This window comes from Geotalea daltonii FRC-32, from assembly GCF_000022265.1.
GTDB classification, from domain to species: Bacteria; Desulfobacterota; Desulfuromonadia; order Geobacterales; family Geobacteraceae; genus Geotalea; species Geotalea daltonii.
Genome location: NC_011979.1, coordinates 3,393,383 through 3,416,174, shown reverse-complemented (window position 1 = coordinate 3,416,174; position 22,792 = coordinate 3,393,383). Strand labels below are relative to the sequence as shown.

The window sequence follows — 22,792 nt, the reverse complement described above, 5'->3', positions numbered from 1 at the left end:
CGGCACACGGTCTTCGCTGCGCTCCGCCTGTGCGCCCCTACCACGTTAGGACAATCAACAAATGTCAAAAAGAATACTTCTCATCTTTGCTTTCATCGTAGTTTTTCTAGCCGGAGTATTAATTGCTTCCATATTCCATGCTGGCTCGCCCATGGTGGTAATTGATTTTGTAAATAATTCAGGAAAGAAAATAGAGTCCATAGAGATCATTCAGAAATTCGGCAGGGATGAAAAAATACGACATCAGATTCAAGGCCCTACGGCAGGTACATCAAAGACATTCCGTATGTCTGCACCTGCTGAATCAAGCTATGGACTCATAGTTAATTTTGCCGACGGCAGTCGGATTGCGGGCGGAGAAGGGTACATGGAGGCTGGCAACAAAGTCACAGAAGTAATAGGGACTACAAAAATTGAATCAAGGCATAACATTGGCGGATATAAACCCTAACTGATGAGTGCCACGACATCGTGGACACATTTTAGTGCTATGACATCGTGGACCCCCAATTTATTCACAGCAGTCTGTAGTCGAATTCTTCCGTTAGCACCCATGACCTCAAGGAGACAAAACATGTTTTTGACTTTTAACCGTAAGTGGATGGTTTTTATCACCCTGATGGTCGGTCTGCTGCTGCCGCACTTGGCCACAGCCGAAAACGGGAACGAATTTTCCACTGCTCACCTGGAAGCGGCTGAACATCTTGTATATGCCATGGGGATGTACGAGTCACTGACCATTCCAACCAGAAAAGTCTTGCAGCAGATGCGCACCAGTGATCCGGCCACAGCAGATTTGATGGCTGCTGTCGTGGAGCCCTTTATCGATAAAGAGTACATCGGCCATGAGTTCAGGGAGTTTATGGCGAGTCAATTCGATATGGAGACATGCCGACAGCTCTCCGAGCATTGGGAAGGACCGATAGGACGCAGGTTTGTCGATACCCAAGTGCAGTTGTTGACCACTGGTAAAGCAAGACCTCTAAAGTTTACTCAGACCGAAGAAGCCATAGCCAAGCGCTTTGAGAAAACCCCGGCATTTCTTGCATTTGCCCGTGCCATGCCTGCAATAGAGGCGAGACTTGCCGCCTTCGGCAAAGAAATCGAAGTAAAAATGGCTGCGCGGATGAAGGAGGAGCTGGTACGCCGAAAAGAGAATTAACAAAAAGGAGAACCGATGTTCACGCAAACAGGTGCAATGAGAAAAGGCTTCAGCTGTATGATGGTTATTTTTGTTTTCGTGTTGCTGCAGGTCCGGAGCGCATGTGCTGAGGAGATATCAAAGGAGTTCAGAAGCGATATAATCAGACTGCTGAAAATGACGGGGGCCGAAGCCCTTGGTCTTCAAATGGGGGTAGCGGTCACGAACCAGATTATCGATTCTATGGGCAAGAATACCCCCGATATGCCGCCTAAGGCCGTGGCGTCCATCAAGGATGAAATAAGTCAGGTCTTTGCAGAGGAAATGCCGAAACTTATGACAGAGATTGTTCCAGTATATGCAAAGCATTTCACTCAAGCCGAGATCAACGGTCTCATTGCTTTTTATAGCACCCCACTGGGCAAAAAGAGCATACAAGCAATGCCTGCAGTGATGGGCGAATGCATGCAGGTGGGGCAAGCATGGGGTGAGGGAATTGCCCCCCAAATTATTCCACGTCTGGAGTCCAGACTGAAAAGAGAAGGATTTGATGATAAATAGCCCGAGCCATGCATAAAAAAGGTCTCTACCTGGCAATTCTTTCTGCAATTCTCTTCGGCATGTCTCCGGTTGCCTGCAAGGCCATCGTCGGGCAGATGCCGCCGGCGCTCCTTGCCGGACTGCTCTATCTGGGCTCGGGCCTGGGACTGACCGGTGTGGTCTTGCGGCAAAAGGCCGATGTTTTTCATATTCTCGGTTCTCTTTCCTGGCGGCAGAAGGCATTTCTTGCCGGCGCGATTCTGTCCGGCGGGGTGGCCGCCCCCCTTTTCCTGGCCTATGGTATCCGTTACGGCACGGCAAGCGAGGTGTCGCTGCTGCTCAATTTCGAGACCGTTGCAACTACTCTGCTGGCGTGGCTGATCTTCCACGAGCAGATCGGTTATCGGGTCTGGATTGGCAAGGCGCTCATCATCGGCGCTTCGATTTTGATGATTTTCACCGGCAGCAAAGAGGTACAGTTGTCGATTCCCGGACTTTCCGTTCTAGCGGCCTGCCTCCTGTGGGGAATCGACAATAATCTCACCCGGGAGCTGGAGTCGATTCCTGCTTCCCTGCTGGCTTGCATGAAGGGGTGGAGCGCGGGGATCTTCAACGTCCTTCTCTCCCTTTTCTTTTTCACAGGTCCTGTCACGGTATTTCAGGTCACAGGAGCGCTTGCTGTCGGGGCGCTCAGCTATGGGGCAAGCCTTGTCCTATTCGTCCAGGCACTGAGAGAGATCGGGGCGGCGAGAACCAGCACCTGGTTTGCCTCGGGGCCGTTCATCGGCACCATCCTTTCGGTCATCGTTCTCGGAGAGCGTCCTCCGGGGGAGTACTGGGTGGCGGCGCTGGTCATGCTTTCGGGAATGTTTTTACTCTTTGGCGAACGGCATGGGCATGTGCATCGGCATGAACGGCTTGCCCATTCCCATCCCCATGAGCATGACGAGCACCATGCCCATGAGCACGACACGGACGAGAATAAAGAGAATCATGACCATTTTCACGTACACGAGCCGGTAACCCATGCACATACCCACTGGCCCGACATCCACCATCGACATCTTCATTAGTTGATGTTGAAAATAACTTACTTTTATCCCAGATATATTAAAACCTATGCCGACTTCCCCTCTTAATATGGTACTTTTATTGCTATACTCGCTAACTAGTTTCCATCCGGAAAGGGTTCTTTTCTGCCCTGGCGGCGTCAATCTGCGGGCTTACTTGTGCGACGTACCGATGTACGTCTCCGCGCAAGCCCTTGATTTTCTTGCCAGAACAAAAAATCCCCTCTTTCCGAATCGGAAACCACTAGTTTCTCATCCGGAGTTTCCGGATGGAAACTAACTACTATGCCCCATGTCGTGAAAAACGAATTTGCATAACTGGGAAGAAATTTGAGGACGGCAACAACCTTACAGCCCAACGGGACCTTCATGCTGCAATTAGATATAAAAACACTTGATGTTGACGAGAAGACCCTCAGCACCCTGATGATGCACTCCCTGGTGCTTGAAAAGATGGCGGAGGGGGTGAGCGTCTGTGACGAAAACGGCTTTATTGTCCTGACCAACCCGGCGTTTAACAAAATGTTCGGTTACAATTCCGCTGACCTGCAAGGGCAACATATCACCGTTCTCAACGACTGTTCAGATGAAGAAAACGGAAGAATCTTCAGGGATATTTCCGGATCCCTCAGAACGGTGGGTGAGTGGAGTGGAGAGTTCCCCAATCGCCGGAAGGACGGCACGAAGCTTCAGACTCATGCACGCATCACAGCAATGGATACTTCCGGAAAATCCTATTGGGTGACGGTCCAGGAGGACATCTCCCACCGGAAGACGACCTCGGCGGAGATCGAACTGCTTCATGAAAATGTTGCTGCCCACGCCGCTGAACTGGAAGCAGCCAACCGTGAACTGGAGGCCTTCAGCTACACGGTTTCACATGATCTGCGCAAACCGCTGACCAGGATCATGGGATATACCGATGTGGTCCTCGAACAATGCAACGAAATGAGTTACCGGCCGTGCAGGGATTACCTGCAGGAGATTCATGCCGGTGCCGAGCGGATGAACAAGCTGATCGACACCATCCTCGAGCTGTCGATGCTGACAAAAAAGGAGGTCAAAAGGGAACGGGTCTCCCTCAGCGACCTGGTGACGACGGTTGCCCTGGAACTGAAATTGACGGAGCCTGGACGCAGCGTCAATTTTCATATTGCCGAGGGGGTAGTGGTCGACGGTGATGCAGACCTGCTCAGGGTGGCGCTGGAAAATCTCATCGGTAATGCCTGGAAATACAGTGCCCAAAAAGATGACGCTTTGATCATCTTCGGCGTTACAGAGAGTAACGGCAAGGTTGCCTACTTCATATGCGACAATGGGGTCGGCTTCGAGATGGCCCAGAGCGATAAAATTTTCACTCCGTTTCAACGCCTGGCCAATGCCAAGACATACCAGGGGTTCGGCATCGGGCTTGCGACGGTCAAACGCATCATAAACGGTCATGGCGGCCGTATTTGGGCGGAAGGAAGCGTGGGAACCGGAGCTACTTTCTATTTCACGCTTGAATAGGAAAACTGACAGGGTATTTTCGTTTATTTTTTGAAAGGGCTGCATCCATTGGAAGCAGCCCTTTTTTGTGACCTGACGCTACCGCAGGGCCAGCTTTTCCTTGTTTGTTTCTGCGGTGACGGTTGTATCGATGGGGATAAGGGCAATTTCAATGCGGCGGTTCAGACTTCTCCCCCTGCTGGTATTGTTGGCAGCCGCCGGAGCATAGGGGCCATACCCAGCCAGAGTCAAAAATTCAGGGTTTACCGCGCCTTTTTTCTGCAAATGCCTGACTACGCTGGCAGCTCGGGCTGCGGATAGATCCCAGTTGCTGGCATACCGGTGTTTACTTTTTATGGGAGTACTGTCCGTGTGGCCTTCGATACGGATGCGATTGTTTTTAACCTTTTTCAGAATACTCGCCACCCGCTCCAGTGCCTTTTTGCCCCCCTTGTTGATGGTGGCGCTTCCCGACCTGAAAAGCACCTGCTCGGGCATGGTAACGATCAGTTTGTCGGGATATTCGGTTACCAGGATTTCTCCTTTGCCGATCTGATCGCTGAAGTCCCGACGGAATGCAGCGTAGGCATTTTCCTTTTCTTCGCTGCCCGACCTCTTCTTCGCCAGCTGAACCACATCCGTCCTGATCTGGATAAGATTGCTTTTCAGTGAGCGGAGGGTGGCATTGAGATTACTGATTCTTTCTTCGCGGTCTGCCACCGCAGCCTGCAGTTCGGGAACCTTTTTCGCCGCTTCTTCCTGGGCCAGGAGCAATGTGGTGAGCTCTTTGACCCTTGTCTCAGATTCATTCAACTTGGCTGTGAGCGCCTCCATATCGCTGGAAAACTCATGCCTCCTGTCTCCCATAGCCAAGTTGGCATTTTCTTTCTCCGCAGTCAGGGCCACATATTCTGCTTTCAGATTTTCATGCTCCTGCTCCAACCTTGCCAGATTTTCCCTGTTTTTCTGCAGCTCCCCTTGCAGGGCCTTACCTGCAACCTCCGACTTGGCCAAATTTTCCTCAAGAGTGGTGATATCTCCCCTGAGCATTGCCACTTCCTGGACCTTTTCATTGTACTTCGACATGGAAACACAGCCTGAAACCATTAGAGCAATCAACAGCGTACTTCCGGTTCTGATCATGCGCATGGCTACCTCCTTTGATGGTTTTGGTTTCGATTGCCATGGACACAAAGGGAGACTGGCAACCGTTCATGGTGTTCAAACGGAGTTATGACTGCAATTAGTTATACGTAGGTCTTGTTGCAACAGGAAAAGCTGCTGCAGAAGAGATGCGGCCGCATCTAGTATGTGGCCAAATGCTTTCTCACGGGGCATTTATAGGAATCGTTCAGCTGGCCAATTAATTGTCGTTAATAATTATATCCCAGAAGTAAAAAAAAGCTAACCCAAGAAAATTTTTTACGTTTTTCCCCTGCTGTTGTTTCTTCCTTGCCCCTTGCCGATTGACATTCCTGCCCCATGTTGTTAAATAGTTTCGCATCCGGAAAGGGTGCTTTTCTGCCCTGGCGGCGTCAATCTGCGGGCTTACTTGTGCGACGTACCGATGTACGTCTCCGCGCAAGCCCTTGATTTCCTTGCCAGAACAAAAAATCCCCTCTTTCCGAATCGGAAACCACTAGTTTCTCATCCGGAGTCAGGATGGAAACTAAATAGTTTCGCATCCGGAAAGGGTGCTTTTTGGGCGTTTTGCCCGGAGGTATGCATGACCTTTTATGCCGCTGTCATACTCCTGCTCCTTGTGATGGACCCTCTGGGAGGCATCCCGTTCTTTATCTCGGCCCTGAAGAACGTCCCCGAACATCGGAAAAAGAAGGTAATACTGAGAGAACTGCTGATCGCCCTGGCATTAATGATCCTGTTCATGTTCCAGGGAACAAAAATCCTTAAGATGCTCAGCATTTCCGGTCCGTCATTGACCATAGCAGGTGGTATCATCCTGCTCCTCATCGCCATCAAGATGATATTTCCCTCCAAAGACGAATTCATGGAAAATGTAGTTGGCAATGAGCCGCTGATCGTGCCCCTGGCAATACCTTATGTGTCCGGACCCTCGGCCCTCATTACCGTCACCCTGATCATGAGCAGGGAACCCCACCGCTGGAAGGAGTGGCTTCTGGCGTTACTTTTCGCCTGGGTTGTCACCGGCTCGATCCTCATCATGTGCACGGAGCTTGAGCGCCTGCTTGGTGAAAGGGGGGTAATTGCCATAGAACGCCTAATGGGGATGATCCTTACTACCATTGCCGTAGAAATGACCCTGAATGGCATTGTGGCATTCCTGGCCCAGACCAAACCTGCCTGATACTTATTCATCTCCCTCCTTTGATGTTATTGTTCTTACTAAGCCAGTGCCTTCGTCCAAGTCTCTTCCTGCTTTGACTTGAGATCGCTGATCCGATCCATGGCAGTACTTGCCGTTGGGGTTTTTATCCCATAAAGGCGAGCGGCGTTGCCGCCAAGAATTGCCCGCTTTACCACACCGTCGGCGGGCCCCAGTGGCTCAAAACCGAATTTCCTTTGCAGGTCTTCAGGAATCTCCATCCGCCGGAAGGCCTCTATTTGCCATTGGGGAGAACCATACCAAATGGAATCCGTACCCCACAGAATACGCTCATGGCCGAATCCTTTAATAAGCGTGCCCAAGATTCCTGCACAGTAGCGGGGGTTGCTGACTGCCGTCAGCGCAAACACAGAACCCAGCTCAGCGTACAGGTTGCCAATCCCGTGTTTCCTGGGCATTCTGGCCAGATCGCTGACCCACGGAATATAGCCGCTCCGCTCGAACGTATCGATGTCTTTCCTGGTCGGAGGGGACCCGGAGCGATAGGCCGAATGGTAGATGACGAAGGTTAGTTGTGGCCAATCTCTTGCCGCCTTCGGAATATCGTCAGTGGCGCCATAACGCCAGTTGGGCCGCATCAGGATTTGGTGTCCGGCAGGCAGCAGTCCCTTGTGGATACATATTGTAGCGATGCCCGATTTAACCATCCGTTGGTAACCGGGGTAGACAACCTTCTCGTCATCCATCCTCCAGGGCCATTTGGACAGGCCGAATGGGGTGCCGACGGTGTAGCCTTTCCATGAGTCCGGCTTCCTCTCCGCTGCTGTGTCAAGCCCGTCAAGCCAGCCGCGTCGTCCGGGAGTGAATATGGCATGTGCGAACATCCTCCGCGAACCGGCAAAGGAATTGATCTTGTCCCTGGCCTTGATCACTTCCTGGTTGTGGAGGAACCATCGTCCCGGATCATCAGCTGGCGCGCTGGAGAGAAGGGCCATGGTCGTATCGCTCTCCAGAAAGACCTCTTTAATGTAAGGTCCGAAACGGATGCTGTCCAAGGTGGCGTTTTCTCCTCGAAGCTGCGGGTTCCACTTTTTCGCTTCGTTTCGTAAAGAAAGAATTCTCTTTTCGGAGTATTTGTCACCGACGTAATGGGTCTGGACATCGAAGATTAACTGATTCCTGAACCGCCGACCGGCTTCGGCGGCAGCCCCTGGATCGGCGGCCTCTGCCGGGTCAACCATGAACAGTGAGCCATGAACGGCATTGAGGGCTAGGAAAGCCGCTGCCATGCCTGATGCCGTGGATAGAAAACTTCGCCGGCTTATGCCCATTTTTGTGCACATGCGATCCGCATACCGCGCGAGTATCTCTTCCACCATGACGCGGCCATCTGCAGCTGTGCCTGATCTGCCCGTTGGCATCCCTTTCCCGTTCACGTCGGCCATTATGGACCTCCCATTAATAATGAATTCATTTTAACTTAAAAAAGAGGTATTAAAAGGGAGGTGCTACAAAAGGCACCGTGTGTTTGCCTTAATCGGGATCGGGGTTAAAATTAACGTATTCCAACTTGGTGCCTGCAAAAGAGGATCTATGGAAAGGGCGGATACAGGATATTCTCACCAACACTCGCCATCCACTTTGAGACTTGATGTTTAAAGAAGGAGTTCGCTCAGGGACAACATCTATGGCGCAAGACGAAACTAAAAAGCTGCTTGAACAGAGAGCTGAGGAGCTGGAATACTGCCGGAACAGGCTGGTGAATATTATCGCCAAGTGTGTGGAGGGTATCGTTATTGCCGATGACGAGGGGGTTATCCGCCATGTGAATGATGCTGCTCTTATGATTTTCCGACGTCAGGCTAACGAACTCATAGGTTTGCCCTTCCGTTTCCCCATTACGCCGGATGAGTCGAAAGAGCTGACCATAAAGCTGCCCGATGGGAATTTACTGAATGTAGAGATGGCTGTTTCCCGGACCCAGTGGGAGGAAAAACCTGCATGGCTGATCACTCTGCACGATGTCTCGGCACAAAGATTGGCCGAGCAGGAACTGAGACTGCTTTTCCGGGCGGTCAGCTTCAGTCCCGTCATGACCATAATCACCGATGCGGAGGGTAGGGTGCAGTATACCAACCCCAAGTTTTCCGAGGTAACGGGTTGGACCCAGTCTGAGGTTAAAGACCAAAGACCGGATTTCCTCGATTCCGGCAAGATGCCCCTCGATCTGTACAGCCAGGTGTGGAAAACCATATCCAGAGGTGAAGAGTGGCGTGGTCAGCGGATGGCGACGAAAAAGAGCGGGGCAATCTATTGGGAATCGGTGTACGTGTCACCGGTAAAGGACCATGAAGGTAATGTGATCAATTATGTAGCCATAGCTGAGGACATATCCGAAAGAAAGAAAATGGAAGAAGAGCATGCTTTTCTGGCTGCGATTGTCGATTCCTCGGATGATGCCATCATCGGCAAGACTCTGGAGGGGATCATCACAAGTTGGAATTACGGTGCGGAAGCCATGTATGGTTACACTGCCGGTGAAATCATCGGCAGGCCCATATCAATACTGGCTCCGGCCGAGCGGGCGGATGAGATTCCCCGGATTATGGAAAAGATCCGCAAGGGAGAGCGGGTTCCTCCATTCAATACGGTGCGGGTGAAGAAAGACCAATCCCGTCTGAGTATTTCACTTCGATTGTCACCGGTTATCAATAGTTCAGGGGCTATCATAGGCGCCGCGGCAATAGCCCGTGACCTAAATGCAAGGTCCGCTGATGTGCATGGGGGTAAAAAAGGATTTTTCAGTCATTTTGTGCACAGGAGACCGGAAAGGAGCCTTCATGAGTGAGAACATTCAGAACCAATGCGAGGTAAGAATCTGGTGTGCCGATTGTGAACGCAGTGAATATACCACCAAGGGGGAGAAATATCTTTGTGCCAGCTGCGGGAAAGTCCTCGAAAGTCATCATGAGATGCACCACGAGATTTTTCCCCATGTGTCGGGGGACGAGGATAACCTCAGCTAACTGTCTTTTTTGACAAAAGGGGCGGCGCCAGTACGGCAGCCGCCCCTTTTGTCAGCTCTTACTTCTTGCCCCGTTCGTCCAGAGCCTTGTTCAACAGCGCAACCCCTTCCTTGGAGGCGGTAATCGAGGCCGCCAGGCTGTCACGGGCCAGATCGGGATTGTGGAATCCGTCGCTGTTTTCTGCCGTCCACCATTCCCATAGCACATGGGCTTCTTCATGTTTTTCCCGTGCTTTGGCCAGCGTTGCCTCATCGACCCCGAAACGCTTTGCAGCGGCATAGGTGTCGATCAGCTCACCAAGCCAGTATTCTGATTTGCGCATCTTGCCGCTGATATAGTTTCTTATGGCGTCGATCTGGTACAGTTGCTGCTCGGCGTTCCATTTCGGATGGCAACCCTGGCAGGATTCCTTCACATGGCTGCGGGGACGGATCATCATGTGGGACTTGTAGCTCTTGCCCTGCTTGTTTTTCATCACCGGCATATGGCAGTCGGCACAGGTGACACCGGCTTTTTCATGGACGCTGCCGGCATAGGATTCTGCTTCCGGATGCTGGAGTTTGACCAGGCGGGCACCGGTTACCGCATGCTTGAAATCATAGTAATTGAGCTTACGGTAATGATCAAGCAGCTCCTTCACCTGCTTCAGGGGCATGTGGTTAGTGCGCTGGTCGTCATAGCCGACCGGCTTGCCGCTGCCGAACTCGAAACCCTTGCCGCAGGCATATTCCACATGACACTGGGCGCACATCATACGGGAGTCCGATTTTTTCATGACACCGATCTTGCGAAAGCCGTCCCGGAAAGAGATCACTTTCAGGTCGGTAGCGCCGTTTCTGGCGAACATGGTAGCACCCTTGTCGATCTCGTTGATCAGCGCATCCCGAACAATGCGCGGTTGTGCGCCGTGGGGATCATGACAATGGATGCAACCGACCGGGTTGTGGGTATCCTTGGCCACTGCGATGATGTCGGAAGTGCGATCCCATTTGGCTTTCGGGTCCTTGTCTCCAAGGAACTTCCATTTAAGGATGTGATCTGACGTCTTGCACTGGATGCAGGTGGGATTGCCTGCCTTGCCAGTTTCGCCCATCTTGAAGTCGGGCCCCTTATCTTCCAGGATATCCCAGGTTTTGCCGACCTGATCAACACCGGCCCAGCGCTGCTTATACTGGAACCGGCCACCGGCGAATCGATCGACGACGAACTGGTCGGTGACCATGAAGGCGTGGCCACGGGGTTCGTTATGTTCGATGGTAAAGCCATAGGGGGCGAGCAGTTTGTCCATAACCGGAGAGCGTCCGCCGGGGATACCCTTTTCCTTGCGGGCGGGGGCTTCGTAATCAACCATCATGGATGTGGCATATTCATCCTTGTGGCATTTTCCGCAGAGTGCGGAGTCAATAAGGGTTACCGGCCGGGTTTCAGAGTTGTCCAGATGCTCTTTAAGTTTATCATGGCAGGTGCTGCAGGCGAGTTTTGCATGCTTTGAACCCTCTTTCAGGGCTTTTACTTGATCGTGACAGCCATAACAGGTTTCCCTGCCATCGTCCTTTGCTGCAGGTTTTCCCTTTGCCGCCGTTGAATAAATCGGTAACGACAAAAGCATTGCCATTCCAGTCGCAGCGGCTACAGACGCCAATCTCCTGTTGATCATGAAACCCTCCCTTTCTTTAAATTGCAAGTTTGTTGCGAAAAGTAATGTCTAATAATAATTAAACTTTGCTTTAAGTCAATAAACCATTTAGTCAGTATTCACATTGTGATGGCGATGGAGCATCTTGCCAGCGCTGACTGCTACAGTTAGAATGGATTAAAATCAACGGGGGGTACTTGCATGTCCCAACGCAGTTATTGGCTTTTCAAGTCTGAACCGACAAATTTTTCATTTGATGATCTTCGAACCTGCCCGAACAGCACAGAACACTGGGATGGGGTGAGGAACTATCAGGCGAGGAACTATTTACGGGATGAGGTGCAGGTTGGGGATCAGGTGCTTTTTTATCACAGCAACATAGCCGTGCCGGCCATCGTCGGCATTGCCGAGGTGGTTAGGGCCGGATATCCGGACTGGACGGCGCGTGACCCGGAGAATAAGCATTTCGATCCGGCAAGTACGGCAGAGAAGCCGATCTGGTACATGGTGGATGTGCGTTTTGTCAACCCTTTCCCCCGGCCTGTTAAGCTTGCCGAACTGAAGAACAACCCAGCCCTGTCGGGCATGGTCCTTCTTTCCCGCAGCCGGCTGTCCATTCAGCCGGTGCGAGAGGAGGAATGGCGGCAGATTCTGCGTATGGGAGGCGTAGAAGAGTAGTTCACTCCTGTGCCCTCACCAGCTCTTTTGGGTTGTCAGTTTGTTGCCAGACTCTTTGCCACCACTTCGTAAACATCCCGCGGCAGATTGGGGAGCACCCTGATCCGTTCCAGTTCTCCACGCATCATCTCCTGCCGTTTCTGGTCATAACGGTGCCAGCGGGTCAGTGGCGACATGAGGCGGGCAGAGACCTGCGGATTGATAGGTATCAGGCGAATCAGCTGATCGGTGAGAAATCTGTAGCCGGCGCCGCTTTTATCGTGGAAGCGCACCGGGTTGGCCTGGGAGAAGGCGCCGACCAGGGAACGGAAGCGGTTGGGGTTGGCTGGTTCGAAGGCAGGATGGCCAAGCAGCTTCTCCACCTCCGCCAGCGTATCGGGCCTGCTTGATGCGGCCTGCAGGGAGAACCACTTGTCAACTACCTGTCGGTCTCCCTGCCAGCGCTGATAGAACTCTTCAAGTATGATGCGCCGACTGGGAGAATTGGAAGAAGCGAGCGGACCCAGCGCTCCCATGGTATCGGTCATATTGTCAGCCTTATGGTATTGGTCGATGCACAGGCCGACTTCTTCATCGCCGTCAAGGGTCATGAGATAGGCGAGACAGAGATTGGCCAGACGCCGCTCTCCGGCCAGACCGTCACCTACCTTGTAGGGGCGGGTCGGGCGGCAGGCCGAGTGGACCTGGTGAAATTCCGCCTTAAGCTCGATAGCCAGCCTTTTTCTTACAAATTGGCGGACGGCATGGACCGCATCGGGATCGGCCACGGCCATGGAATCGGCCAGATATGCCTCGCTAGGCAGGGTTAGGGCCTCGGCGAGAAAGGCACGGTCTTTTTCGTTGCTGGAAAGAGTTTCTTTGAAGGCTGAAATGATGCCTTTGTCCAGCTCCAGTTGACGCCCGGCCTGCCAGTCGGCCACCAGGCCGAGCATGACCTGGATAGCCAGCTGCTGTCCTGCCTCCCATCTGCAGAAGGGATCGGTCTCATGGGCCATCAAAAGGACCAGCTCCTCATGGCTGTATGCATAATCCAGCCGGACCGGCGCGGAGAACCCGCGTAAAAGTGCCGGCACCGGGGCCGTTTTCAGACCGGTGAAGAGGAATTTTTCTTCCGATTGGCGCAACTCCAGAACCCGTGTCGTCGGTCCGGCAGAGTCCTCCCCTTCCATGGTCAGGGGCAATTCATGGCCGTCCCTGTCGAGCAGACCCATGGTCAAAGGGATGTGAAGCGGTTCCTTCGGTGTCTCTTCACCTGTTTTGGGATAGCTTTGCCTGATGTTGAGGAGATATGTTCCTGTCGTGGCATGGAATTCCCCCTTTATCTGCAGTTCCGGGGTACCCGCCTGGCTGTACCACCGCTTGAACTGGCCCAGGTCAATCCCTCCCGCATCTGCCATGGCCCGGACAAAGTCCTCAACGGTTGCCGCCTGGCCATCATGGCGCTTGAAATAAAGATCCATGCCCTGGTGGAAGCGCTCAGGACCAAGCAGGGTACGCAGCATGCGGATCACCTCGGCGCCCTTGTTATAGACGGTGACGGTATAAAAATTGTTGATTTCCATGTAGCATTCCGGTCTTACCGGATGGGACATGGGCCCGGCATCTTCGGCGAACTGGGCGGTGCGCAGGTAACGGACGTCGGCGATGCGCTTGACCCCCCGCGATTCCATGTCCGCTGAAAATTCCTGGTCGCGGAAGATGGTCAGCCCCTCCTTGAGGGAGAGCTGGAACCAGTCGCGGCAGGTGATCCGGTTGCCGGTCCAGTTGTGGAAATATTCGTGGCCGATGACCTCTTCGATGGCCTGAAAATCGTCGTCCGTGGCCGTTTCCGGGCTGGCCAGCACGTAGCGGGAATTGAAGACATTCAGACCCTTGTTTTCCATGGCTCCCATATTGAAGTCATCAACGGCGACAATCATGTAGATATCCAGGTCGTATTCGCGGCCGAAATTTTCCTCATCCCAGAACATGGCTTTCTGCAGCGACCGTAGGGCGTGATCGCATTTGGTCCGGTTCTGTTCATTCACATAAATGCGGAGGGCAATTTGACGTCCGGAGCGGGTGGTGAAGGTATCTTCCAGGCAGACCAGGTCTCCGGCCACCAGGGCGAAGAGGTAGCTGGGCTTGGGAAACGGATCATGCCAGGTGACGAAGTGGCGGCCTTTGTCGAAATTTCCTTTTTTAACCGGATTCCCGTTGGAAAGCAACACGGGGTAACGTTGCCGATCGGCCACGATGGTGGTGGTATAAACTGCCAGCACATCGGGCCGGTCGGGGAAATAGGTGATGGAGCGGAAACCTTCAGCTTCGCACTGGGTGCAGAACATGCCGCCGGAACGATAGAGCCCTTCCAGAAAAGTGTTGTGCTGGGGACGCAGTTCAGTGGTGATTTCAAGGACGAATTTATCCGGTACCTGGTCAATAGTCAGGTATTCCTGGTCCACTTTGTAGCGGCCGGGGACAAGCACCTTGTCGTCAAGCTTGATTTCCAACAGCGTGAATCGGTGCCCGTCCAGGACAAGGGGGGGCGTTCCAGAGGTCAATGCCTGGGGGTGCCGCATGATGCTGAGTCGGGAATGGACCCGTGTCGTCTCCTCGTCCAGTTCAAAACGCAGCTCCACTCTATCGACGATATAATCGGGGGGGGTGTAGTCCTTGCGACAAATGGTGCGATGGGGGCTTTCGGTCATTATTGATTCTCCGGCAGTTGGTTTGGCGTGGTTGCAGGGGAAATTGTAGCATCAAAAGGTCTTCCGGCAAAGGAGAACCTTGGTAACTTTCTTTACAACAAGGCGGTGGATGGGGTATCTTGGCCCTATTTGACGAGGTGATTTAGTGGCTACGCGGATCAAGATACTTCCCGAACAACTCACCAATAAGATTGCGGCCGGTGAGGTTGTGGAAAGACCGGCTTCTGTGGTGAAGGAACTGGTAGAGAACGCATTGGATGCAGGCTGCAGCGAGGTCATGGTCGAGATCGAGGCCGGGGGGAAAAGACTTATCAGGGTCTCCGACACCGGCTGCGGCATGACACGGGAAGATGCCCTGCTTGCCCTGGAAAGGCACGCCACCAGCAAGATAGCCAACGATGAGGATCTCTTCAGCCTGGCCACCCTCGGCTTCCGAGGTGAAGCGCTCCCCTCGGTGGCTTCCGTTTCACGTTTCACTCTGGCAACCAGGGAAAAGGGGTCTCTGGAAGGAACCGAAATCTATGCCGAGGGGGGGCGGATAAAGGAGGTCAAGGCATGCGGCATGGCCGAAGGGACGGTAATCTCGGTGCGCAACCTCTTTTTCAATACTCCGGCCCGCCTCAAGTTCATGAAGAGCAGCGAAACTGAGGCGGGGCATGTGGGAGACCTCCTGACCAGGCTGGCCATATCCCGCCCCGACATCCGATTTATTTATACCAACGACGGCAAGACTGTTTTTCGCGCTCTCAATGCGGACCTGCGCGAACGGGTGGCAACCCTCCTCGGACGCACACTCTCCCAGGATCTTTATCCGTTAGACTTCTGCGACGGACAACTCAATGTCACCGGTCTGGTGGGCAAACCCGAATGCAGTCGTTCCGCCGCTTCCCATGTTTATACCTATATCAACGGCCGTTTCATAAGAGACAAGGTAGTGCAGCATGCCGTGCTTCAGGCTTATCGCAATTTCATGGAGCGGGGCCGTTATCCGGTGGTGGTGCTTTTCATAAGCGTTCCCGCCGCAGAGGTGGATGTGAACGTTCATCCCACCAAGCACGAGGTTCGCTTTCGGGAGCAGGGGAGGGTGCATGACGCCATTCAGGAGGCCGTGGAGTCAGTGCTGCGTTCTTCCCCATGGGTAAAAACACAGCCAGTGGTGCAAAAGACGCAGGCTTCCACATCCATAGCGGCTGCAAGGATTGCCCAGGTGCGGGAGTCCTTGACCCAATACCGTCCGCAAAAAACGACACAACAATCATTCAAGATGTCCACACCTGCAGTGCCGGCAAGCTTCAGAGAAACATCTCTGCCTGATCCCGTGCCGGTAGCTGACGCGGCTCCTGCGCCGGAAGTAGAGCGCGGGTATTTTTCCGGCCTTTCGGTGATCGGCCAGTTTAACGCTGCCTATATCCTTTGCCAGGATGGAAACAGCCTGGTTATCATCGATCAGCACGCCGCCCATGAGCGGGTTGCCTTTGAGCGCCTGAAGACCCAGCATGCTGCAATGGGAGTGGAGTCACAGCGGCTGCTTTTCCCCGAAACGGTGGAGTTTTCATTCAAGGAAGGTGCTGTCATCCGGGAGCACCAAACCGAGCTGGATCGGGTAGGGTTTAGCCTGGAGGAGTTCGGTGGTTCCACCTGGCTGTTGAATGCCGTGCCTCACCTGTTGAGCGGCAATGATTATGTGAAGACACTGCGGGACATCCTGGAAGAGTTGCAGAGCCTGGGCCGAAGCCGTTCCTTTCAGGACATCCTGGAAGACATCCTGGCCAGGATCGCTTGCCACAGTGTTGTGCGCGGAAGTCATTGCCTTAGCCAACAGGAAATAAAGGCACTCTTTCAGCAGATGGATACCACAGAATTTTCCAGCAACTGTCCCCATGGGCGACCGGTGTTACACACACTGACCCTTGCCGAGATCGAGCGGATGTTTAAACGGTAGAACAAAGAGTGAAGAGTGAAGAGAAAATCAAGCTGGTGAGTATCGTCGGGCCCACTGCCTCAGGAAAGACTGAGCTGGCGGTGCGCCTGGCCGAGCGTTTTGACGGCGAGATTGTTAACGCCGATTCCATGCAGGTATACCGCGGCATGGATATCGGTACGGCTAAACCGTCAGTCAGTCTGCGCAGCCGAGTTACTCATCACTTAATCGACATCGTTACCCCTGACGTGAACTTTTCCGCATCGGATTTTCGCCGGGCGGCTGACGGGGCCATTGCAGATATCCACAGCCGCGGCAAGAGAGTCTTCATCGTTGGGGGGACTGGCCTTTACATCCGTGCTTTGCTCCAAGGGCTGGTGGATTCGCCTAGCGGAGACGAACAAATCCGCGGAGAATTGAATGAACTGGCGAAAGAAATTGGCAACGAAGGCCTTTTGCAGCTGTTGGCTGAGGTTGACCCAATTACTGCCGAACGACTTCACCACAACGACCGGGTACGGATTATCCGGGCATTGGAGGTGTATCGGCAGACGGGGCGTCCAATGTCACAGTTCAGGCAGGAGCATGGTTTTGCAGAAGAGATGTACGACTGCCTGATGCTGGGGATAAATGTGGAGCGGCAGGAATTATACAGCCGGGTGGAAAAGCGGGTTGATGAAATGGTAGAGTCGGGCCTGGCCGCGGAAGTGGAGGAGCTGTTCCGACTGGGCTATGCCAGGGATTTAAAGGCAATGCGCTCCATAGGCTATAAGGAGATATGTTCTTTTCTTAGCGGTGAAATTTCTCTGGATCAGGCGGTGCAGCTGATCAAGAGGGATACGAGACGTTATGCAAAACGGCAGATGACTTGGTTTAATAAAGAATATGGGATTAAATGGGTTGAATATCCTGCGGCATTTGCTAATATTTGTAACCATGTGATTGAATTTTTTGAAAGAGGAGAGGACCATGCCAAAAGCACCTTTCAACATCCAGGATCAGTACCTTAACCAGGCACGAAAAGAGAGGGTAAAGGTTACCGTCCAGCTCATGGCCGGCAGCAAGCTGGAAGGCTACATCAAGTCGTTCGATAATTTCTCGGTTCTTATGGAAGTACAGGGCGATCTTCTCATCTATAAACACGCCATATCCAGCATAACTTCTGTGGACGGTAATTTCAGACTGCATCAATAGGTACTGCAACAGCTTCAACGATCAAAAAACAGGGATTGACCCGGCTGGGTCTTCCCTGTTTTTGTTTGTAAAAGAGCGATCGCTGCGCTATCCTTGCCGGCTGCGCAGCCAATCATCTTTATTTATTCGGGATAATCATGACGATGACCAGTGAAAAAAAATTTTTGATCGTTGCTATGCTTCTTGCTTTAGTGGCGCTAGCGGTGATTTTCCTCTCAGGAACAGTTTTCCTGCCGGTCTTTATTGCCCTGATCCTCACCTACATCTTGAACCCTCTCGTGGCAAAGCTGGCGGAGCGAGGGATGAACCGGACCGTTGCCATTGTTCTCGTCTTTTTTGCGCTTGTTCTTCTGGCCACCCTGGCAATATTGTTCTTCATCGTCTCCATAAAAGGGGAGTTGGGTTCAATAGAGATAAATCTTCCCGAGTACGCTAACCGGCTGTACAATTACATACCGGCCGGCGTGAAGGCGTACCTGGATATCGAGACGCCGGAAAAGGCCTATCAGCACCTGACAACAGCGCTTGAGCGGTTGCGTGGCATTTCCTTCAGCCTGTTCAAGGAAACATTCGCCGTTGTTACGCGCGCCTTCAGCTCCACCTTGGCCTTCGTTCTATCCATCCTCGGCTATTTCATTACTCCCATCTACCTTTTTTATTTTCTCCTGGACATGCCGGAACTGAAGACCACATTGCTGAATCTTGTCCCGGAGCGTTACAGGCCATGGTTTTGTCAGAAGGCGGCAGAGGTGGATGAGGTGCTTTCATCCTTCGTCCGCGGTCAATTGATGCTTTGCGTCATTTTGGCGGTGCTTTACAGCATCGGACTATACTTCATCGGCATTGACCTGGCTATTCTCATCGGCACCATATCCGGCCTTCTGTTCATGATTCCCTATCTGGGGACGCTCTTCGGCATCGTCTTTTCCATGCTCATGGCCTTTCTCAAGTTCCATGATCTTCTCCATCCAATGCTTTGTCTAGGCTGGTTCATGCTGGTGCAGGCGGCAGAAGGGGGCATTATTACCCCCAAAATCGTTGGTAACAAGGTGGGGCTGCATCCTGTTGTAACAATCCTTGCCCTTCTCATCGGGGGCCAATGGTTCGGCATCTTCGGCATGCTGCTGGCGGTGCCGGTAACTGCCGTGCTCAACGTTTTTTTCCGCTCGCTGCTCGATTATTACCGGAGCACGGCATATTACAAAGGTGTGTGATGGAAGGTTTGTTGATCGACAGTGTTGTGACGGAAAGCATCGCCGACGAGCTTGAAATAGAGGCGGGTGATCGGTTGGTTGCCATCAACGGCCACAGGCTGCGGGACATCATCGATTTTAATTTTTTTGCCGCAGATGAGGAACTGACCCTTGAGGTTGTGAAAAGGGATGGAGAGGTCTGGGAGATGGAGGTGGAACGGGACGAATCCGAGCCTCTCGGCCTTATTTTCCAGGCACCGGTTCCTGCCGAGTGCGGCAACAAATGTATTTTCTGTTTTGTTCATCAATTGCCCAAGGGACTGCGGAAGCCTCTTTACGTCAAGGATGAGGATTACCGGCTCTCTTTCCTTTATGGCAACTATGTGACTCTGGCCAATATCGATGCCAGCGACCTGGAGCGGATCAAGTCGCAAAGGCTCTCACCGCTCTATATTTCAGTGCATGCAACAGATCCTCTGGTGCGTGAAAGGATGTTGGGCAAAACGGGAATTCCGCCGATCCTCGAGATAATTAAAGAATTGGCCGGGGCCGGCATTACCATGCACACCCAGGTGGTGCTCTGTCCTGGAGTCAATGATGGCAAAGTTCTGGCTCAGACCGTTGCCGATCTGTCGTCACTGTTTCCCGCTGTTGCTTCCCTGGCTGTGGTACCGGTCGGCCTGACCATGCACCGCAAAGGGCTGCCGGCCTTACAGCCGGTGACGAAGGAATATGCAGCTGAATTGCTCTCCCAATGGCAGCCTGAAATGGCCGGGTTGGCAAGGTGTCTGGGGGAACCTTTCCTCTTTTTTGCCGATGAGTTCTACATTAAAGGGGGTGTGGCATTTCCTCCCCTTGAGTTGTATGGGGACCTCCCACAGATTGAAAACGGTGTCGGTATGGTGCCGGTCTTCCTGGAGGAAGCGGATGAAGTTGTCCATGGGGCAAAAAGGTTGAAGCAGGCATCTGTCACCGTTGTTACCGGAGAGTCGCCATATCCTTATCTGGAGGGTTTCCTTCACCGCTTGGCGGACAAGACAGGAATAAAGTTTACAATCGTGCCGATAAAAAATCGGCTTTTTGGGGACACCGTCACGGTGACTGGACTTGTTTCCGGTGGCGACATTTTGGACTGCCTGAAGAAAGTGGAGTCAGGGGATGTAATTCTTATACCGGATGTTATGCTAAAGGAAGGGGAAGGGATTTTCCTCGATGATTTAAGTATTGATGATCTGCAAAATGCTTTGGGGAAAGATGTCGTGGTCGCCGAATCTACGCCTCGTGGAATTTACGCAGCAATTATCCGATTTCAGTCTGCATGAAGCCGCTTGATCCCTAATTACTGGTGGGGGAAGCAATGCCTAGACCTTGTCCGATGTTGTCAGGTTTTGTTGCAGCTCTCTGTATTGCGGTTCTCGTGGCTATTCCGGCATTTGGACATATTACCAATGATCAGCCGGTTTATCGTGTAAGCGATGGTAAAATAATAACCTTTCAGCAGATGATCGATGAAATGAAAGGGACAAATGTTGTTGTCATAGGTGAATCACACGACAGTCACGAGCATCATCAGCTGCAGTTGGCCGTTATCGAGGCCTATCATCAGGCTGAAACCCCCATTGCAGTCGGTATGGAGATGTTTACCGCCGACAGTCAGCGACATCTTGACCGCTGGACCAATGGAACCCTGGACAAATCAAGCTTCATCAGGCTTTACTATAAAAATTGGCAGATGCCATGGCCCCTTTACAGCGAGATTTTTCTTTACACCAAAGAGCACCGTATACCCCTCATCGGTCTTAACATAGATCCAAAAATTCCGAAAAAGGTGGCCCGCCGAGGTTTCGCCTCTCTGACACCAAAAGAATTGAAAAAGGTTCCCCCTGGGGTCACCTGTAATGTGGATCCTGAATACATGGCCTTCATAAGACAGGTTTACGCATCCCACAACAAAAGCGACAAGTCTTTTATCCATTTCTGCGAGGCACAGAAATTATGGAATTCTTTCATGGCATCGGGAATAATGAATTATGTGAGGAGGAATTCCGGACGAACAATGGTGGTCCTGACGGGGGCCGGGCATGCACTGAAAAGCGGGATTCCTGCTGAACTTGAACGCGCCTCTGATATCTCATATAAAGTTATACTGCCGGAATTTCCTGAACTATCGCCGGATAATGTGGCGAAAGACGACGCAGATTATATCCTTATGGAGTGAAGAGTCGGTTGATTCTATTCGGGTTTGTCCGCGTGTTCTATCCTCTTTTCAAGCAGGGGCCTTCTCCTTTCCTTTCCCACATAGGTTTCACACGAAGTGTTCTCATCCCGGACCGGATCGGCACCAACCCTTACCCATTTATCGGACCGGCAGAAACCTGTTATGTTGCCCACCCGGATAAGATAGTCCAGGCAATAGTCCTCAACAATGTCATAGCTGTCATCGTCATAACATACCATCACTTTCACGTTTCCTCCATGGTAGAAGAACATATTAAGCCCACAGAGAAGTTATCGTACCAAATGATAAAAACTTTAATAAGAAATCAATTTTTTATGATTTTGCTTTTATTCAACTTAATGTGATATGAGTAAATCACTATTGAAACCAATGGAGAGAGTAATGTCGAACTCCAATTATATTACCCCTGAGGGTGCTAGGCGCCTTCGGGAAGAATTTGAATATTTATGGAAGGTGGAACGCCCACGGGTGACTCAGGCGGTTTCCGATGCTGCAGCTGAAGGTGATCGTTCGGAAAATGCGGAATACATTTATGGCAAAAAACGTTTGCGGGAAATCGACAGACGGGTGCGTTTTCTCATGAAGCGCCTTGATGTTCTGACAGTGGTGGAAGACCAACCGGAGCGGAAGGGAAAGATTTTCTTCGGCGCATGGGTGCGGCTTGAAAATGAAGAGGGTAATGAGGTCGTCTACCGAATAGTAGGGCCGGATGAATTTGATCCGGGAAAGGGCTATATCAGCGTCGATTCTCCCATGGCCAAAGCACTTATCGGCAAGCAGGAAGGGGACGAGGTGGTGGTGAGAAGACCTGCCGGGGTGGCCACCTTTACCATTATAGATGTGGGCTACAAGCCTTTTTGTGGGTGAATAATGGCCCTGACATCTGTACGGTTGACCAGGGCAGGGTGGCTTGCCGTTGCCAATGCAATCGTAACGGTTCCACTGTTTCTTTTTTCGTTCATGCTGGCTCTGGACGACAGCCATGGTGCACGTGCCGTTCAAACCATACTGACATTGATCTCAACGCTGCTATTCATCTATGTCATGCTGACCTTGCTGGATTATCTCAGCAGCAGCCACCAATCCCATGATGTCCATATGCTTGTCAAGCTGCTGCTCTGGATGAACATCGCGGTGACCGTTCTCAGCATGCTCGGTCTGCTGAGTCAGCCACTCCGGGAGGCCGGCGGACTTTTCGCCATCATTCTTGTCGTGCCATATGGCGTCACCCAGGCTGTCTTCGGCTATCGGCTGCTTCGCTTGCCAGGCTTGATGGGTACGCGATTCAAACTTTTCGGTGTTCTGAATATCATAACAGGTGTTTGCTTTGCCCTGGTGGTACCGATACCGGTTGGGCTGCTGACGAGCGTTGCTGCGGATGTTATTTTGGGAAAAGTGTTGCTGGAAGCGGCAGAGAAACAGCCATCTTAGGCAAAATAAAAACGCCCGAATTTGATCCGGGCGTTTCTGATTCTGGTGTTACATAACGGGCTCTTTCTACATATCCGACGGTGGACGACAGGCGGTTTCAGATTACATGCTCCTTGCAGGGCCATATAACCTTTTGCTGGGCTGTCTCCCCTTTTTCCAGAGGTTTTTTACGCTCATGACGGATGTAGTATGAACTGCCTATTCAGCGTTGCCCCATGTAACACCATTTTTTGAGAGAAC

At 52.2% G+C, this 22,792-nt stretch carries 22 protein-coding genes; 17 read left to right on the top strand and 5 right to left on the bottom strand.

The genetic code is table 11. The features are described from left to right. Positions 1–61 precede the first annotated feature (61 nt). The 5 genes from GEOB_RS15510 (at position 62) to GEOB_RS15490 (ending at position 4,260) form a co-directional block, all read left to right on the top strand. Complete coding sequence (locus GEOB_RS15510) at positions 62–451, top strand: hypothetical protein (protein WP_012648192.1); 390 nt, start codon at positions 62–64, stop codon at positions 449–451. 123 nt (positions 452–574) lie between these two features. Next, entirely contained in the window at positions 575–1,162 is a 588-nt protein-coding gene (locus tag GEOB_RS15505; protein WP_012648191.1) for a hypothetical protein, read from the top strand. A gap of 15 nt (positions 1,163–1,177) precedes the next feature. Continuing rightward, complete coding sequence (locus GEOB_RS15500) at positions 1,178–1,702, top strand: DUF2059 domain-containing protein (RefSeq protein ID WP_012648190.1); 525 nt, start codon at positions 1,178–1,180, stop codon at positions 1,700–1,702. 8 nt (positions 1,703–1,710) lie between these two features. Continuing rightward, positions 1,711–2,754, top strand: a complete 1,044-nt coding sequence (locus GEOB_RS15495; RefSeq protein ID WP_012648189.1) for a DMT family transporter — start codon at positions 1,711–1,713, stop codon at positions 2,752–2,754. Positions 2,755–3,120: 366 nt separating this feature from the next. Continuing rightward, on the top strand, positions 3,121–4,260 hold the full coding sequence (locus GEOB_RS15490) for a PAS domain-containing sensor histidine kinase (RefSeq protein WP_012648188.1): 1,140 nt from the start codon (positions 3,121–3,123) through the stop codon (positions 4,258–4,260). Between the two features lie 78 nt (positions 4,261–4,338). On the opposite strand, the gene GEOB_RS19440 is transcribed toward GEOB_RS15490, so the two are convergent. Continuing rightward, positions 4,339–5,388 carry an OmpA/MotB family protein gene (locus tag GEOB_RS19440; protein WP_012648187.1) on the bottom strand — a complete coding sequence of 350 codons (1,050 nt, stop codon included), beginning with the start codon at positions 5,386–5,388 and terminating at the stop codon, positions 4,339–4,341. A gap of 577 nt (positions 5,389–5,965) precedes the next feature. On the opposite strand from GEOB_RS19440, the gene GEOB_RS15475 reads away from it, so the two are divergent. Beyond that, on the top strand, positions 5,966–6,565 hold the full coding sequence (locus GEOB_RS15475) for a MarC family protein (protein WP_012648186.1): 600 nt from the start codon (positions 5,966–5,968) through the stop codon (positions 6,563–6,565). 38 nt (positions 6,566–6,603) lie between these two features. Here the strand turns inward: GEOB_RS15475 and GEOB_RS15470 are convergent, their stop codons facing one another. Then, positions 6,604–7,989, bottom strand: coding sequence for an amidohydrolase family protein (locus GEOB_RS15470; protein WP_012648185.1), 1,386 nt, complete (start codon positions 7,987–7,989; stop codon positions 6,604–6,606). Positions 7,990–8,231: 242 nt separating this feature from the next. Here GEOB_RS15470 and GEOB_RS19435 point away from each other — a divergent pair, with 242 nt between their 5' ends. Together GEOB_RS19435 and GEOB_RS15460 are read left to right on the top strand one after the other, a co-directional pair. Next, the gene (locus tag GEOB_RS19435; protein ID WP_012648184.1) at positions 8,232–9,392 is read left to right on the top strand and encodes a PAS domain S-box protein; all 1,161 of its coding nucleotides are present in this window, start codon (positions 8,232–8,234) and stop codon (positions 9,390–9,392) included. Continuing rightward, positions 9,385–9,570, top strand: a complete 186-nt coding sequence (locus GEOB_RS15460; RefSeq protein WP_012648183.1) for a hypothetical protein — start codon at positions 9,385–9,387, stop codon at positions 9,568–9,570. The genes GEOB_RS19435 and GEOB_RS15460 overlap by 8 nt, the downstream gene beginning before the upstream one ends. A gap of 58 nt (positions 9,571–9,628) precedes the next feature. Here GEOB_RS15460 and GEOB_RS15455 read toward each other — a convergent pair whose 3' ends face one another. Continuing rightward, positions 9,629–11,227 carry an ammonia-forming cytochrome c nitrite reductase subunit c552 gene (locus tag GEOB_RS15455; RefSeq protein WP_012648182.1) on the bottom strand — a complete coding sequence of 533 codons (1,599 nt, stop codon included), beginning with the start codon at positions 11,225–11,227 and terminating at the stop codon, positions 9,629–9,631. 180 nt (positions 11,228–11,407) lie between these two features. Between GEOB_RS15455 and GEOB_RS15450 the strand changes: the two genes are divergently transcribed. Then, positions 11,408–11,884: an EVE domain-containing protein gene (locus GEOB_RS15450; protein ID WP_012648181.1), complete on the top strand. Its 477-nt coding sequence runs from the start codon at positions 11,408–11,410 to the stop codon at positions 11,882–11,884. A 35-nt stretch (positions 11,885–11,919) separates the two neighbouring features. Here GEOB_RS15450 and pepN read toward each other — a convergent pair whose 3' ends face one another. After that, a complete protein-coding gene (gene pepN / locus GEOB_RS15445; RefSeq protein WP_012648180.1) occupies positions 11,920–14,574 on the bottom strand; it encodes an aminopeptidase N in 2,655 nt (884 codons plus the stop codon). Between the two features lie 145 nt (positions 14,575–14,719). Here pepN and mutL point away from each other — a divergent pair, with 145 nt between their 5' ends. From mutL to GEOB_RS15415, 6 genes are all read left to right on the top strand, one after another. Beyond that, the gene (gene mutL / locus GEOB_RS15440) at positions 14,720–16,516 is read left to right on the top strand and encodes a DNA mismatch repair endonuclease MutL (RefSeq protein ID WP_012648179.1); all 1,797 of its coding nucleotides are present in this window, start codon (positions 14,720–14,722) and stop codon (positions 16,514–16,516) included. An 8-nt stretch (positions 16,517–16,524) separates the two neighbouring features. Further along, positions 16,525–17,505: a tRNA (adenosine(37)-N6)-dimethylallyltransferase MiaA gene (gene miaA / locus GEOB_RS15435; protein ID WP_012648178.1), complete on the top strand. Its 981-nt coding sequence runs from the start codon at positions 16,525–16,527 to the stop codon at positions 17,503–17,505. Next, a complete protein-coding gene (gene hfq / locus GEOB_RS15430) occupies positions 17,465–17,689 on the top strand; it encodes an RNA chaperone Hfq (RefSeq protein ID WP_012648177.1) in 225 nt (74 codons plus the stop codon). Before miaA ends, hfq begins: the two co-directional genes overlap by 41 nt. Positions 17,690–17,832: 143 nt before the next feature. Continuing rightward, positions 17,833–18,903 carry an AI-2E family transporter gene (locus GEOB_RS15425; RefSeq protein WP_154650504.1) on the top strand — a complete coding sequence of 357 codons (1,071 nt, stop codon included), beginning with the start codon at positions 17,833–17,835 and terminating at the stop codon, positions 18,901–18,903. Further along, on the top strand, positions 18,903–20,204 hold the full coding sequence (locus GEOB_RS15420) for a DUF512 domain-containing protein (protein ID WP_012648175.1): 1,302 nt from the start codon (positions 18,903–18,905) through the stop codon (positions 20,202–20,204). The genes GEOB_RS15425 and GEOB_RS15420 overlap by 1 nt, the downstream gene beginning before the upstream one ends. A 35-nt stretch (positions 20,205–20,239) precedes the next feature. Next, positions 20,240–21,100: a ChaN family lipoprotein gene (locus tag GEOB_RS15415; protein WP_012648174.1), complete on the top strand. Its 861-nt coding sequence runs from the start codon at positions 20,240–20,242 to the stop codon at positions 21,098–21,100. Between the two features lie 14 nt (positions 21,101–21,114). Here the strand turns inward: GEOB_RS15415 and GEOB_RS15410 are convergent, their stop codons facing one another. Then, entirely contained in the window at positions 21,115–21,339 is a 225-nt protein-coding gene (locus GEOB_RS15410) for a GSU3473 family protein (protein ID WP_230199057.1), read from the bottom strand. Between the two features lie 163 nt (positions 21,340–21,502). Here GEOB_RS15410 and greB point away from each other — a divergent pair, with 163 nt between their 5' ends. Beyond that, positions 21,503–21,988: a transcription elongation factor GreB gene (gene greB, locus GEOB_RS15405; protein WP_012648172.1), complete on the top strand. Its 486-nt coding sequence runs from the start codon at positions 21,503–21,505 to the stop codon at positions 21,986–21,988. 3 nt (positions 21,989–21,991) lie between these two features. Further along, positions 21,992–22,552: a hypothetical protein gene (locus tag GEOB_RS15400; RefSeq protein ID WP_012648171.1), complete on the top strand. Its 561-nt coding sequence runs from the start codon at positions 21,992–21,994 to the stop codon at positions 22,550–22,552. The last annotated feature ends 240 nt before the right edge of the window (positions 22,553–22,792 follow it).